The organism is Microbacterium sp. (genome assembly GCF_011620715.1).
Taxonomy (GTDB): Bacteria; Actinomycetota; Actinomycetes; order Actinomycetales; family Microbacteriaceae; genus Microbacterium.
This window is the reverse complement of the sequence record NZ_WOYP01000048.1, coordinates 3,023-17,240: the sequence shown is the minus strand read 5'-3', so window position 1 is coordinate 17,240 and position 14,218 is coordinate 3,023. Positions and strand designations below refer to the sequence as shown.

The window sequence follows — 14,218 nt, the reverse complement described above, 5'->3', positions numbered from 1 at the left end:
GCTGCGCCCACACCGCTACGCGCCGGCAGGCGGATGCCGCAGCAGCCCGACCCGCTCATCGAGGTATGCCGCCAGCGGCATGAAACCGCCCGCCGTGCTCCAGCGCACGCTCGGAACCCCGTCGCGCAGGGCGAGGGGGCCGGATGCCGCACCCGAATCGACCGCATCGGCATCGAGCGTCATCCACCCGATGTGCACGGTCTCGCCTTCCGTGATTCCTCCGCGGCGGGCGGCCGCTGCGAGCTCGGCACGCTGCCGCTGCGACTCGGCGGTGAACCCGCGCCGCACCTCCTGCCGCGCGCGCACGATGTCGCCGGTTGCCAGCACGGCGTCGTCGGTGACCAGCAGCACGCCCAGGTGCCAGGCGGATCCGCAGCGGGCGATGCGCGGCAAGCGGCCGACGCCCAGCACCCGGCGGGGCACGATCAGCTCGCCGAGTGCTTCACGAGGGGCATCCGCCAGCCGTGCCCGAGCGGCTTCGAGCAGCACGCGGGTGCTCACGCCAGGTCGTCCTCGAGCGGCGCGGCCACCCGCGCACTGCGCTCACCGCGCAGGGTCATCGCGATCAGCGGGAACAGCAGCACCGACAGCATCCCCGCGCCGATGAGCACTGAGGCGTGTGCGGAGGTGAGGATGTCCTCATCGACCCCGATCGCGGTGACTGCGACGATGATCGGCAGCGCGGTCGCCCCGAGGAACGCGACCGCGATGCGATCACGACGACTCGATCCCGGGGGCGCGGCGAGCATGGACGCAAGACCGCGCACCAGCAGCAGGACGATCAGCACGACCGGCACCGCGAGCAGCAGGATCGGGTTCGTCGTGAGTGCCGAGAGATCGAACGTGACGCCGGTGTAGATGAAGAAGACGGGAACGAGGAAGCCGAACGCCACGGCCTCGACCTTGCTCTCCACAGCCGTGCGGTCCGACTCGTCGGCATCTCGCATGAGAAGTCGCCACACGATGCCGGCGGCGAAGGCGCCCAGCAGCATGTCGAGGTCGAGCACGATGCTCAGCGCAACCAGTGCCGAGAGGATCAGGAACACCACCCGGATGGCGAACTGACCCGACGTGTGCAGCGTGCCGTTGACGACGCGATGCATCGCCCCGCGCGGCATCCGCAGCGCGAGCCAGATCGCCAGTCCCGACACGACCCCGAAGATCGCGAGGACGATGGTCTCGAATCCCGGGTCGCGGCCGCCGAGGAACAGCGAGATCGCGATCAGAGGGCCGAACTCGCCCACCGCGCCGATCGCCCCCATCGCCTTGCCGAAAGGCGTGCGCAGCTCGCCCGCGTCGCGCAGGATCGGCAGGATCGTGCCGAGGGCCGTGGAGCACAGGGCGATGCCGACGACGATCGCCACCTCGCCGGGGAAGAGCACCCAGGCAAGCCCCACGCCGGCCGTCAGGCTGATCAGCCACCCGAAGACGGCCCGCCGGCCCGTGCGACCGCGGAAGGCACTGAACTCGATCTCGGATCCGGCGACGAAGAACAGCATCGCGAGGCCGAACTCCGAGAGCGCGTCGGCGAAGTAGGAGGGCTGTGCCCACCCGAGAACGGCCGGTCCCGCGATGATTCCCAAGACGAGCTCGAACACCACGATCGGCACCCGCACCCACTGTGACAGGCTGCGAGCCAGCAGCGGCGCCAGCACCGCGAGCAGCGGGATGACGAGAAGGGTCGGCTCGAGCTGGTCCACGCGTTCACCGTACCGACTCAGGGGCCACCTCAGCGCCGCCAGCCTGGTAGGTCTGGACTCACTCGAGCACCTTCCGCGCCTTCTCTGCATCGCGCTGCGCGGCACGCGAGCGGGCTGCGGCATCCGCTCTGTCCTCATCCAGGCGCCGGCTCTCGCGCTCGGCCTTCTGGGCGTCCGCCTCGAAGCGGGTCAGTTCGGCACGCAGGTCGGCGATCCGCTCGCTCAGGTGATCGGCGCGCTCGCGGGCTTTCGCGAGCTTCGCGTCGATCTTCGCGAGCTCGCGGTCGGCCTCGCCTGCGGCACGCTCGGCTTCGCGCACCGCACGTTCGGCCTCCTTGCGGGCGCGGCGCTCTGCGAGGTCGTCGCGGCTCGGCGGCGGTGCATCGGGAACGCCGGGCAGAGACCCCCCGACGGCGTCGGAGACGTCGACCGCGTCGAATCCCGTCGCCTCGAGCGGGCGGACCAGCCGCGCCGTCATCACAGCCGCCGCGGCTGCGGCATCCATCACGGCGGCGTTGATGGTCTTCTCGACGTCGGCGCGCGCCGCAGCGCTGACCGAGACACCGCGGTCCGCGGCCAGATCGACCGCCTGGGTGGCCAGCGCGGCCACGAGAGCCCGTCGCTGGCGGCCCAGGCGGGCGAGCTCTGCGCCGTCGAGGTCGTCCTGCGCCTCCCGCAGGGCGCCGGCCAGCTGGAGCGCCTCGGCCAGCTGCCCGTCGCGGGCGAGCAGGTCGACGGCCCACGCCGCGGCGGTCGGCTTGCGCAGGCTCTTCACGCGTGCGGCGAGCGTGCGATCGGATGCCGCGGCCCGGGCGTTGCGCGCCGCCGTGAAGTCGTCGGGCGGCAGGGCATAGAGCTCCGCCGCGATCTCATCGAGCTGCGCCGCCGCATCATCGGCGGCGGGCTCATCGACGGGAGGGGGCACACGCCCATTCTGTCGGGCGCGGCGACTGCACCGCGACGCGCCGAGAAGGTGGGTCCCGCGCCGAGAAGGTGGGTCCCGCGCCGAGAAGGTGGCACCTTCTCGCTCTCGAGCGCGCCTTCTCGGCGCTGAAGACACCTTCTCGGGTTCACGAGGACAGGACGGATGCCGCCTGCCGAGCGGCACCGAGGGCGACATACTCCCCGGGCGCGGGCACCTCGACCGGCACCCCGAGCACGAGTGGCGCGATGACCCGCACGGCCTCGGACTGCGCGCCGCCGCCGACGAGCAGAGCGCGCTGGATCGGCACGCCGAGGGCGCGCAGCGCGACGAGGCCGGCTCCGAGGCCGCCGAGCATGCCCTCGACGGCGGCGCGCGCGAGGTTCTCGCGGGTGGTCGAGGCCAGGGTCATGCCGGTGAGGGATGCCGTCGCATCCGGCAGATTCGGAGTGCGCTCGCCCTCGAAGTAGGGCACGAGCGAAAGGCCCTGCGCGCCCGGCTCTGCGGCGAGCGCGAGGCGGCTGAGCTCGGCGTGGTCGACCCCGAGCAGGCCGGCGATCGCGTCGAGCACCCGGGCGGCGTTGAGCGTCGCGACGAGGGGGAGGAACCGTCCCGTGCAGTCCGCGAGCCCCGCGACCGTGCCGGTCGGATCGATCGTGCGCTGCTCGCCGACGGCGAAGACGGTGCCGCTCGTGCCGATCGAGACCACCACGTCGCCGGGGCCGATGCCGAGCCCGAGTGCGGCGGCCGCGTTGTCGCCTGCTCCGCCGCCGACGCGCCGGCCTTCGGCATCCGACACCCACTCCTGCGGCCCGAGCACGCGGGGCAGGATCGCGTCATGCCCGAGGGCGGCGACCAGCAGCTCGCGGTCGTAGCCGCCCGTCGCGGGATCCCAGTATCCGGTGCCCGAGGCATCGGACCGGTCGGTGATGAGCTCGTCGAGCACCGGCCCGAGCGCGGACTCCCCCTCGGGCCCGAAGCCGCGCAGGCGCCAGGTGAGCCAGTCGTGCGGCAGCGCGACGGCGGCGACGCGCGCCGCATGCTCCGGTTCGCAATCGCGCAGCCAGCGGAGCTTGGTGATCGTGAACGAGGCGACCGGCACCAGGCCCGTGCGCCGGGCGAGCTGATCGGCCGCGAACTCGGCGATCAGGTCCGCCGCAGCGCCCGCGGAGCGGGTGTCGTTCCACAGCAGCGCCGCCCGGATGACCCGGCCGGACTCGTCGAGCACGACCATGCCATGCTGCTGGCCGCCGATCGCCCAGGCGTGCACATCGCCCAGACCCCCGGCATCCGCGATCGCACCCTGCAGGGCCGACCACCACGCCGCCGGGTCGACCTCGGTGCCGTTCGGGTGCGCTCGGCGCCCTTCGCGCACGATGGCCCCTGTGGCGGCATCGGTGATCACGACCTTGCACGACTGCGTCGACGAGTCGACTCCCATGACCAGCGTCATCGGCGGGTCAGCGGGCGCCGAGCAGGTGCTCGGTCGCGAGCTGCTGCAGGCGCACGAAGCCGAAGCCCTTGCCGCCGAGGTAGACCGACGCATCGAAATCCTCGTACGCCGAACGGTCGGCGAGCAGGTCGTCGTACGTCTCGCCCTCGCCCAGCGTCGGCACCGAGAGCTCGTGCACGCGAGAGGCCTCCAGGGCCTCCTGCACCTCGGGATCGGCACGGAAGGCCGCTGCGCGCTCCTTGAGCAGCAGGTAGGTGCGCATGTTGGCGGATGCCGATTCCCATACGCCCTTCTCGTCTTCGGTGCGACTGGGCTTGTAGTCGAAGTGCCGCGGGCCGTCGTAGGCCGGGACCCCGCCCGGCCCGCCGTTCTCGAGCAGGTCCACGAGCGCGAACGCGTTGTGCAGGTCGCCGTGACCGAACACGAGGTCCTGGTCGTACTTGATGCCGCGCTGGCCGTTGAGGTCGATGTGGAAGAGCTTGCCGTGGTACATCGCCTGCGCGATGCCGGCGGCGAAGTTCAGCCCCGCCATCTGCTCGTGGCCGACCTCGGGGTTCAGGCCCACGAGTTCTGGGCGGGCGAGCGAGTCTATGAACGCGATCGCGTGGCCGAGCGTGGGCAGCAGGATGTCGCCGCGCGGCTCGTTGGGCTTCGGCTCGATAGCGAAGCGGATGTCGTAGCCCTTGTCGACGACGTAGTCGCCGAGCAGGTTGACGGCCTCGCGGTAGCGCTCGAGCGCCTGCCGGATGTCTTTGGCGGAGTCGTACTCGGCACCCTCGCGCCCGCCCCACATCACGAACGTCTTCGCGCCGAGCTCGGCTCCCAGGTCGAGCTGGCGGAACACCTTTCGCAGGGCGAAGCGGCGCACATCGCGGTCGTTCGAGGTGAAGCCGCCGTCCTTGAAGACCGGGGCGCTGAACAGGTTGGTCGTCACCATCGGGATGATCATCCCGGTGTCGGCGAGCGCGGCCTTCAGGCGGTCGATCTGCTTCTGGCGCTCGGCCTCGGTCGAGCCGAAGGCGAACAGGTCGTCGTCGTGGAACGTGAGACCGTACGCACCGAGCTCGGTGAGCTTCTCGACGGCGTGCACGACGTCGAGCGGGTGACGGGTGGGGCCACCGAACGGATCGGTGCCGTTGTAGCCGACCGTCCAGAGTCCGAATGAGAACTTGTCGGCGGTTGTGGGTGCGGGCATGATGCTCCTTCGCGAGAATTGTTGCTGAAAACAACCTATCGCGGAACGGATGCCGCGTCCAGGAGGATCCGACCGACCGGTCTCCTACAGTGGGACGCGTGACCGACTCCCGCAGCGCAGCCGAAGGCGTGCGCCAGCGCAATCTGGTCCGCATCCTGCGTCTGGTGCACCTGGAGGGTCCCCTCTCGCGTGCTGCCCTGACCGAGTCGACGGGCCTGAACCGGTCGACGATCGCCGACCTCGTCGCACAGCTGGTCCGTGAAGGACTGGTCCAGGAGCGCGCGCCCGATCGCGCGCGCCGTGTCGGTCGCCCGTCCCCCGTGGTGGCCATGGACCCGAGGGTGGTGGCGATAGCCGTCAATCCCGAGGTCGATGCGCTCACGATCGGAGCGGTCGGCCTGGACCGCGGCATCCCGATCCGCGAGCGCATCGAGCTCGACCACCTGATCACGCCCGAAGAGACCGCGGCGATCGTCGCGGAGCGCATCGCTCTCTGGCGCGCCGGCCCGCTCGCCGACGCGCGCGTCGTCGCGGTCGGGCTCGCCGTTCCCGGACTGGTCCGAGCCGCCGACGGGCTGGTGCGCAGCGCCCCCCACCTGAACTGGACCGACGCGCCGGTCCGCGGTCTCGTCGCCGACGCGACCGGCCTGCCGACGGTCGTGGGCAATGACGCGAGCCTGGGCGCGATCGCCGAACACCTCTACGGGGCCGCACGCGGCATCGAGGACGTCGTGTACCTCAATGGCGGGGCCAGCGGCATCGGCGGCGGTCTGATCGTTCACGGGATGCCGGTCGCCGGCGCGGGCGGGTACGCGGGCGAATTCGGGCAGAACCGGCCGGGCATCGCCTCGGACCATGACCGCCGAGCCGGCTCGGGCGTGCTCGAAGCCGAGGTGAGCCGGGCCCGGCTGCTCGCGGTGGTCGCGCGGCCCTCCGCGGACGAGCCGACGCTCGCGGCGCTGCTGGCCGCCTCGACGCTGCCCGACGCGATCGCCGAGCTGGCGCGGCAGCGCCGCATCCTGGCGACGGCCCTGGCGAACGCCGTCAACGTGCTCAACCCGTCGGTCGTCGTGCTCGGCGGATTCCTCGCGACGATCGCCGAACGCGACCTCGAGGGCCTCACCGCGGCGGTAGGCGCGCACGCCATGCCGGCGAGCATGGAGGGACTCGACATCAGGGTCGCGGTCCTCGCGGAAGACCGGCTGCTCATCGGTGCCGCCGAGGCGGCGTTCGCGGACATCCTGTCGGACCCACTGGGCCATCACGCGCAGGCGTGAAGTGTCGCGAGTATCGTCGGAGGCAACCGGCAGGAAGGCCCGACGCATGTCGATCTCGACCGAACCCACCTCTCGCGCTGCGCGCTCCGAAGCCGAGCTGCAGGCGATGGCGCGCGACCACCTCTGGATGCACTTCTCGCGCCAGTCGGTCATGACAGAGGGTGACGGCGTGCCGATCATCGTCAAGGGCGAGGGTCACCGCATCTGGGACTCGACCGGCAAGGAGTACATCGACGGCCTCGCGGGCCTCTTCGTCGTCAACGCCGGGCACGGGCGCCGCCGCCTCGCCGAGGCGGGCGCACGCCAGGCCGAGCAGCTCGCCTTCTTCCCGATCTGGTCGTACGCGCATCCGGCGGCGATCGAGCTCGCCGACCGCATCGCCGACCTCGCCCCCGGAGACCTCAACCACGTCTTCTTCTCCACGGGCGGCGGCGAAGCCGTCGAGACCGCGTTCAAGCTCGCCAAGCACTACTGGAAGCTGGCCGGCCAGCCCGCCAAGCACAAGGTGATCTCGCGGTACATCGCCTACCACGGCACTCCGCAGGGCGCCCTGGCGATCACCGGCTTGCCGGGCATGAAGTCGATGTTCGAGCCGGTCGTCCCGGGCGGCTTCCGCGTGCCGAACACGAACTTCTACCGCGCGGGCGAGATGGGCTTCACCGGCGGCACGCAGGAGCAGTTCGGAGTCTGGGCGGCAGATCGCATCGAGGAGATGATCAATTTCGAGGGCCCTGAGACCGTGGCCGCCGTCTTCCTCGAGCCGGTGCAGAACTCGGGCGGATGCTTCCCGCCTCCTCCCGGCTACTTTCAGCGCGTGCGGGAGATCTGCGACAAGTACGACGTGCTCCTGGTCTCGGACGAGGTCATCTGCGCGTTCGGCCGGCTCGGCCACTACTTCGGTGCCGACGCGTACGGGTTCCAGCCCGACATGATCACCTTCGCGAAAGCGGTCACGAGCGGCTACTCGCCACTGGGCGGCACCATCGTCAGCGACCGCGTGTACGAGCCCTTCGCCCACGGCCAGGTCTCGTTCCCGCACGGGTACACCTTCGGCGGGCACCCGGTCTCGGCCGCCGTGGCGCTGGAGAACCTCGACATCTTCGAGGAGGAGGGCCTGCTCGCGCACGTCCGCGAGAACTCGCCGGTCTTCCGCTCGACACTCGAGAAGCTCACCGACCTGCCGATCGTGGGCGATGTCCGCGGCGACGGCTACTTCTTCGGAATCGAGCTCGTGAAGGACAAGCTCACGAAAGAGACCTTCGACGATGACGAGTCGGAGCGGCTGCTGCGCGGCTTCCTGTCCAAGGCGCTGTTCGACGCCGGCCTGTACTGCCGCGCGGACGACCGCGGAGACCCCGTCATCCAGCTCGCTCCGCCGCTCACGATCGGCCCGTCCGAGTTCGACGAGATCGAGCAGATCCTGCGCGGAGTGCTCACCGAGGCGTGGTCGCGGCTATAGACCCGCTTCAGACCCGCGTCCGGCGTGCGCTGAAGAGGCGTTCGACAGGAATGCCGGAGCGCGACAGGATAGGGCTTATGGTGGCTCGGTGGGCACCATCTACTACGGCGGATCGGCCACCCCGATCCACATCGACGATCGCGCTCTCGCGCACCTGAAAGTCGTCATTGCGACCAAGCTGCGTCGCAGCGAGAGCTTCACGGTCACCTGGCGGCATCCGGAGGATCAACCGCGCGGACGCAGCACGATCTGGCTGCACCCCTCGATCCCGCTGCGCTTCGTGTTCGACGACCCCGAGCCCGCCGAGCTGAGCCGCGAATGGATCGAGGAACTCGCCAGTTCGGCGAACTCCTCGGGCGGCATCATGCTGGTCGCCGAGCACTTCGACACCGGTCCCATCGAGGTCGTCACCTCCGAGGAGCCGCCCCTGGCGATCGGCAAGGTCGACGTCGACGAGCTCTCGATCGACAAGCTCACGGTCGCCGGCACCGAGATGATCCCCGGCGAGGCACCCACCGCGTCGAATGTCATCGAGACCTCAGAGGTCCCGGTTCAGCGCGAGGACTGATCACTCCTCAACGGGCGCATCCTCGGGCGGCTCGGCGGTGATGGTCAGACCGTTCGGGCCGCTCGCAACCTGCATCAGCTCTTCGATCCAGGCGCGGTTGATGCGCGGGTTGCGGCTGCCGTAGAAGTGGAACTGGATCGGCACCGACGGGTGCATCCAGAAGCTGCGCCGGCCGCTCCCGTCGCCCACCTCGACATCGAACATGAACGCCTCGCCGCGGCGCAGCTTGTTCATCACGACGATGCGCAGATGCGCCAGTGTCCGGTCGTCGATGTCGACCGAGTTCGCCATGGTGTCGTAGATGAACCTGCCCATGCGGCGAGCCTACCGGCGAGCGCCGCGCAGCCGACATGGGACCTTCGGCCCTTCGCTCTGGGCACCGCGCCCTCTACTGTCCGAAGTGGCGGCACGATCGCAGGTCGCCGCTATTCGAGGAGGCGCGCTGTGGAGACGATCGTGTTGGGATTCGACGGCAGCGAGACGTCGTCGGTCGCGCTGGACTGGGTCGCCGAACGCGCCGCGAGCCGACAGACGCGGATCGAGATCATCATGATCGGCGGCACGCTGCTGCAGGACGACTTCGGTCGTGACGCAGGCCTCATCGAGGCCGAACGGCGTGTACGCGACCGTGCGCCGGATGCGGACATCGACTCGCATCGGTTCACCGGCAAGATGCCGGATGCGCTGCTCGAGCGCGCGCGCGGCGCCGACCTGCTGGTCGTGGGCTCGCACCGCGGGCACCCGATCTGGTCGGCGCTGTCCGGATGGATGCCGACTCGTGTCGCCTCCCGCTCGCACACCCCTGTCGCCGTCGTTCCGGATGACTGGGAAGCCACGACCGGCAGAGTCGTCGTCGGCGTGGACGACGACGACTCCTCGGCCGAGGCCGTGGACTTCGCTGCGCGTGAGGCGGCCGTCTCGGGCCAACCGCTCACACTCGTGCACACGTGGACCATGCCGCTGCCGCGGATGGAGGGATCCGTAGCGCTGCTTGCGTCGCCCATCGAGGCACGGGCCGGTCAGCGCAAGATCCTTCGTGATGCGGCTGCGCGCGCGCAGACCGGGCATCCCGACCTCGTCATCGAGCAGATCCTGGAGCAGAGCAATCCCGCCTCTGCGCTGCTGCGCGCCACCCGCGGCGCATCGCTCCTGGTCATGGGCACCCACCACCGGGGCCTGTTGCAGGGAACCCTGCTGGGGTCGATCGGCCAGGATGTGCTCGCGCAGAGCCGGATCCCGGTATGCGTGGTGCCGGGTGTCGAGTCGAGCTGATCGGTGCCTGCCCGCGAGCTTCACTAGACTCGCCTCGACAGGAGGCGTCCATGCCCGGGGACCTCGATGCGCCGGCGAACACCGCCGCGGCCGATGGGGCTGCACGCGCAGAGCGTCGGCTCACCGACCTCCTGCGCGCGACCACCACGGTCGTGGAGCGTCTTGACCTGGAGATCGTCCTGCGCCGAATCGTCGAGGCGGCGATGGCCCTGGTCGATGCGCAGTACGGCGCGCTCGGCGTCATCGCAGCCGACGGCAACGGCCTCGAGCGCTTCATCCACGTCGGCGTCGACTCCCAGACCGTTGCCCACATCGGGCACCTGCCCACCGGACGAGGGCTCCTGGGCGCCGTGATCACCGAACACGCCCCGATCCGGCTCGAGCACCTGGCATCCGACCCCCGCGCGGTGGGCTTCCCGGCTCATCATCCCGACATGGAGTCCTTCCTGGGGGTGCCGATCCGTGTCGGCGACCAGGTCTACGGCAACCTCTACCTCACCCGGGGTGCGCGCGACGCGTTCACCGACGACGACGAAGAGCTCGTCGTGGCCCTCGCCGCGACCGCCGGCATCGCGATCGAGAACGCCCGCCTGTACGACATCGCGCGCGCCCGCGAAGCGTGGAGCGCCACGACGGCCGATGTGATGGCGGCGATGCTCGAGGCCGCCGGCGAGGATGTGCTCGAGGTGATCGCCGAGCACGTCGGCGCGATGATCGATGTCGACCTCGTGCACGTGATGGTTCCGCACGGCACCGACGAGCTGCGCGTCACGACAGTGCGCGGCGCCGGAGCCGGGCAGGCGCGGGGACAGATCATCCCTGCGGCAGGCACGCTCGCGTCGCGCGCACTGGCCACCCGTCGCGCGGCGAGCGTGGACCGCCAGCCCGGACTGTTCGAGGGCCGGCGCGACCTCGGGCCGACCGTCGCCATCCCCCTCTTCGCCGGTGACGAACCTCTCGGAGTCCTCACCGTCTCGCGACGCCCGCACAGTCCCGCCTTCACGGCCGCCGACCTCGATATGGCATTCGCCTTCGCGGGGCAGGCGGGCGTGGCGATCGAAGTCGTCCGAGCGCGCGAAGACCGCCGGCGACTCGACCTCGCCCGTGACCGGGCACGGATCGCGCGCGACCTGCACGACCACGTCATCCAGCGCCTGTTCGGCGCAGGACTGTCGCTGCAGGCGGTCTCTGCGACGGTGGATGCCGACGCCTCGGCGGCGATCGAGACCCAGGTCGATGCGGTCGACGCCGCCATCAAAGACATCCGCACCGTCATCTTCGCGCTGGGCTCCGGTGACCGCGCGCAGAGCAGAAGGCCGCGGGACCGCATGCTGAATGTGGTGTCGGAACTGTCGACCGGCATGCCGGTCACACCGCGCATCACCTTCAGCGGCCCTCTGGACTCCCTCGTGTCCGCGCCGCTCACCGACGAGCTCAGCGCTGTGCTGCGCGAGTGCCTGACGAACGTCGCGAAGCACGCGGATGCGCAGACCGTCCAGGTCGACCTGAGCATCGACGATGGCATCGTGACTCTGACGGTCGACGACGACGGCCGCGGCATCCCTCCATCCGTGCCGCTGAGCGGGCTGGCCAACATGACCGAGCGCGCCAGGCTGCTCGGCGGCACGTGCACGATCGCGGACCGGCCCGGTGGGGGAACCCGTATCGAGTGGGCAGTTCCCGCGGCATTCGGCACGGAAGGACGGTCATCATGATCCGCGTGTTCCTGGTGGACGATCACGAGATCGTGCGACGCGGAATCGCGCAGCTCGTGGATGCCGAACCCGACCTCACCGTGGTGGGCGAGGCGGGTTCTTTCCACGAGGCGGGCCGTCGCATCGACGCGACCCTCCCCGACGTGGCCGTACTCGACGTCCGGCTCCCCGACGGCAGCGGCATCGACTTGTGCCGCGACATCCGCTCGTCACACCCCGAGGTCGCCTGCCTGATCCTGACCGCCTACGACGACGATCATGCGCTGCGATCGGCGGTGCTCGCCGGTGCGAGCGGGTACGTCCTGAAAGACATCCGCAGCCGAGCGCTCATCGATGCGATCCGGCGGGTCGCGTCCGGCGGCACGATCCAGTCCGCAGCCGTGCTGCACCAGGCCGCGTCCACGCTGCAGCCCGATGCGCGCGCCGAAACCGCGGCTCCCGAGCTGTCGCTGCGGGAGAGCCAGGTGCTCGGGCTGATCGCCGAGGGACTGACCAACCGCGAGATCGGCACGCGGCTGGGCCTGGCCGAGAAGACGGTGAAGAACTACGTCAGCGGCCTGCTCGCCAAGCTCGGCATGGAACGGCGCACGCAGGCTGCGGTCTACGGCGTCGAGCACAAGCGTGACCGCTCCTGACGCTCCGCGGCGGGACCTTCGGCCCTGCCCCGGAGCAGCCCGGCTGCGGTTCACTGAAGTCATCCCCGCAGCGGGCCGCTCGGGGGCGAGCTGAGGAGCCATCATGCAGGATTTCGCAGACGAAGCCGTAACCGATATGACGGGCGAGGAGAACTGGAACCTTCTCGAGAACGCGCAGCTCGGCAGGCTGGCGCTGAGCGTTCGAGACGATGTCGACATCTTCCCGATCAATTTCGTGGTCTTCGAGGGGGCGCTCTACTTCCGCACCTCGCCCGGGTCGAAGCTCGCCGAATTGACCGCCAACCCGCGCGTCGCACTCGAGGCGGACCGCTACGACGACGAATCCGCCGCGAGCGTGGTCGTGAAGGGAATCGCGGAGCGGCTCGAGCTGCAGGACGACATCGACGCGGCCGACCGGCTCGAACTGCGACCCTGGATCCCGACCCTCAAGTACCGATGGGTCCGAATCACCCCCACGACCGTCAGCGGGAGGAGATTCCGGCGCTCACCCGAGCCGGACCGCTACGACGTGGTCGACAGCGGCCCGACCAGCTAGTGGGTGGGGCGCGGGGGGAAGTGCGGAATCGGGATCGGTCGGGTCCCGCCAGCGGGATTCGCTCCCGGCCAGCCCTCGTCGTTCTCGGGAGGCCTCACGGGCTGATGGGAGCCCGTCGTGGTCGACGGCGCGGGCTTGCCCGGCGCAGGTGCCGCGTCCTTGCGGAAGCGTCGACCGGTGACGGAGTCGGGCGTGATGCGGATGAAATCCTGCTTGGCCGCGGGACTCGCAGAGCCGAGCTTCTCCACACCCGACTCATGGATTTCGGCATCCGAGTCGAGACGGCGCGCGGTGCCCTTGATCACCACGCTCCAGTGCGACAGCGGATCCTGCCCGTCGATCTCGAAAGCGACGCCCGGGCGGGCGGCGATGTCCATGAGCTTGAGGCCCGGCGCCGAGCGCAGATAGACCGATCCGTCGTGCACGATGAAGTTCACCGGAAAGAGATCCGGCACTCCTTCGGTGCCCTCCACCGCCAAGCGCCCGAGCGAACTGCTTTCCATGAGCCGCCAGCACTCGGCAGTCGTGAGGTGCTCGACTCCGCGATTCTCATTGCTCCTTGTGTCAGTCATGGCATGGTCCTCTCTTATACCGACAGTCCACTCCTCTTGTGTGCGCGCGTCCAGAGGCAAAGGTCCCGCTCCGCGCTCCGATGCAGCATGGTGTGTCCGATCATCGCTGAACGTCGTCGTCTGCCGCGACCGAGTTCTCGATCAGGTTCAGCTGGGTGCCATCGTTGTCGATCAGGTAGGCCGCGCGCTGTCCCCAGGACCGCGTCGCGACAGGTGTCAGCCGCGGGATTCCGGTGGCCGACTGAGGCACCTGCGCCGCGGCCACGGCACCGAACAGGTCATCGAGATCATCCACGCGGATGCTGCACATGAATGAACTGGCATAGGGCTCGAGGTCCGGCAACGGGAAGAACTCGAGTTCGATCGCACCGCGACGCAGGATGAGCCACGTGTCATCGCGAAACGTCGGGAAGAATCCGAACCGGCCGTAGAACTCCACGGTCGACGCGAAGTCGCGTGAAGGGAGGTTCGGCACCGAACGGTCTGTCATGGCACGACCCTACGACCGGGCCGGAGAAGTGTCCAGGATGCGGGTCGCGCACCGGCGACATGCCGTCGCGGTGAGTTGCCTGGACGGGTGGAACAGCGATTCGTCGATGACGGCATCCGCGATCCGGGAATCGAGCGCTGGTCGCGCACCGCGACGGCCCGCTCCACGAGCCCTCCGCCAGTGCGGCGAGCACTCCGTCGAACTCACGATCGAAGGGCGGGCCGGGTGGGGTCGTCCTGCCTATCGGCCTTCGGACTCCACCGCATCGGACGCGGCGGCGTTGCTGTTCGCGTGGGCGTTGCTGTTCGCGGCGGCGCTGCTGCTCACTTCGTTGCCGCCCGCACTGTTCGCGTGGGCGCTGCTGCTCACTTCGTTGCCGCCCGCACTGTTCGCGTGGGCGCTGC

The 14,218-nt window shown here is 69.9% G+C and carries 14 protein-coding genes and 1 pseudogene; 7 read left to right on the top strand and 8 right to left on the bottom strand.

Annotated elements, in window-relative coordinates:
• Window positions 1-15: 15 nt before the first annotated feature.
• The 5 genes from QZV84_RS04815 to xylA all read right to left on the bottom strand — a co-directional run bounded on the left by QZV84_RS04815 (window position 16) and on the right by xylA (window position 5,270).
• Window positions 16-501 (bottom strand): glutaminase, encoded by a 486-nt coding sequence (locus QZV84_RS04815; protein WP_292826130.1) that lies wholly within the window; start codon window positions 499-501, stop codon window positions 16-18.
• Window positions 498-1,700: a cation:proton antiporter gene (locus QZV84_RS04810; protein WP_292826128.1), complete on the bottom strand. Its 1,203-nt coding sequence runs from the start codon at window positions 1,698-1,700 to the stop codon at window positions 498-500. Before QZV84_RS04810 ends, QZV84_RS04815 begins: the two co-directional genes overlap by 4 nt.
• Window positions 1,701-1,758: 58 nt before the next feature.
• Entirely contained in the window at window positions 1,759-2,625 is an 867-nt protein-coding gene (locus QZV84_RS04805) for a transposase (protein ID WP_292826125.1), read from the bottom strand.
• Between the two features lie 145 nt (window positions 2,626-2,770).
• Entirely contained in the window at window positions 2,771-4,075 is a 1,305-nt protein-coding gene (locus QZV84_RS04800) for an FGGY family carbohydrate kinase (RefSeq protein ID WP_292826122.1), read from the bottom strand.
• Between the two features lie 7 nt (window positions 4,076-4,082).
• Window positions 4,083-5,270 carry a xylose isomerase gene (gene xylA / locus QZV84_RS04795; RefSeq protein ID WP_292826119.1) on the bottom strand — a complete coding sequence of 396 codons (1,188 nt, stop codon included), beginning with the start codon at window positions 5,268-5,270 and terminating at the stop codon, window positions 4,083-4,085.
• Window positions 5,271-5,368: 98 nt separating this feature from the next.
• Between xylA and QZV84_RS04790 the strand changes: the two genes are divergently transcribed.
• From QZV84_RS04790 to QZV84_RS04780, 3 genes and pseudogenes are all read left to right on the top strand, one after another.
• The gene (locus QZV84_RS04790) at window positions 5,369-6,547 is read left to right on the top strand and encodes an ROK family transcriptional regulator (protein ID WP_292826116.1); all 1,179 of its coding nucleotides are present in this window, start codon (window positions 5,369-5,371) and stop codon (window positions 6,545-6,547) included.
• 46 nt (window positions 6,548-6,593) lie between these two features.
• Window positions 6,594-8,006 carry an aspartate aminotransferase family protein gene (locus tag QZV84_RS04785; protein WP_292826113.1) on the top strand — a complete coding sequence of 471 codons (1,413 nt, stop codon included), beginning with the start codon at window positions 6,594-6,596 and terminating at the stop codon, window positions 8,004-8,006.
• An 88-nt stretch (window positions 8,007-8,094) separates the two neighbouring features.
• A pseudogene (locus QZV84_RS04780) lies at window positions 8,095-8,379 on the top strand (hypothetical protein); the annotation flags it as partial.
• A 195-nt stretch (window positions 8,380-8,574) separates the two neighbouring features.
• On the opposite strand, the gene QZV84_RS04775 reads toward QZV84_RS04780, so the two are convergent.
• Entirely contained in the window at window positions 8,575-8,889 is a 315-nt protein-coding gene (locus QZV84_RS04775; RefSeq protein ID WP_292826110.1) for an ATP-dependent DNA ligase, read from the bottom strand.
• 129 nt (window positions 8,890-9,018) lie between these two features.
• Between QZV84_RS04775 and QZV84_RS04770 the strand changes: the two genes are divergently transcribed.
• From QZV84_RS04770 to QZV84_RS04755, 4 genes are all read left to right on the top strand, one after another.
• Window positions 9,019-9,846, top strand: a complete 828-nt coding sequence (locus QZV84_RS04770; RefSeq protein ID WP_292826108.1) for a universal stress protein — start codon at window positions 9,019-9,021, stop codon at window positions 9,844-9,846.
• A gap of 50 nt (window positions 9,847-9,896) precedes the next feature.
• Window positions 9,897-11,561 (top strand): GAF domain-containing protein, encoded by a 1,665-nt coding sequence (locus tag QZV84_RS04765; RefSeq protein WP_292826105.1) that lies wholly within the window; start codon window positions 9,897-9,899, stop codon window positions 11,559-11,561.
• Window positions 11,558-12,196, top strand: coding sequence for a response regulator transcription factor (locus QZV84_RS04760; RefSeq protein WP_292826102.1), 639 nt, complete (start codon window positions 11,558-11,560; stop codon window positions 12,194-12,196). Before QZV84_RS04765 ends, QZV84_RS04760 begins: the two co-directional genes overlap by 4 nt.
• A 103-nt stretch (window positions 12,197-12,299) precedes the next feature.
• Complete coding sequence (locus QZV84_RS04755; protein ID WP_292826100.1) at window positions 12,300-12,752, top strand: pyridoxamine 5'-phosphate oxidase family protein; 453 nt, start codon at window positions 12,300-12,302, stop codon at window positions 12,750-12,752.
• Here QZV84_RS04755 and QZV84_RS04750 read toward each other — a convergent pair.
• The gene (locus QZV84_RS04750) at window positions 12,749-13,324 is read right to left on the bottom strand and encodes a pyridoxamine 5'-phosphate oxidase family protein (protein ID WP_292826097.1); all 576 of its coding nucleotides are present in this window, start codon (window positions 13,322-13,324) and stop codon (window positions 12,749-12,751) included. The two genes, QZV84_RS04755 and QZV84_RS04750, sit on opposite strands and share 4 nt — an antisense overlap.
• Window positions 13,325-13,424: 100 nt before the next feature.
• Complete coding sequence (locus tag QZV84_RS04745; protein WP_292826094.1) at window positions 13,425-13,814, bottom strand: bleomycin resistance protein; 390 nt, start codon at window positions 13,812-13,814, stop codon at window positions 13,425-13,427.
• Between the last annotated feature and the right edge of the window lie 404 nt (window positions 13,815-14,218).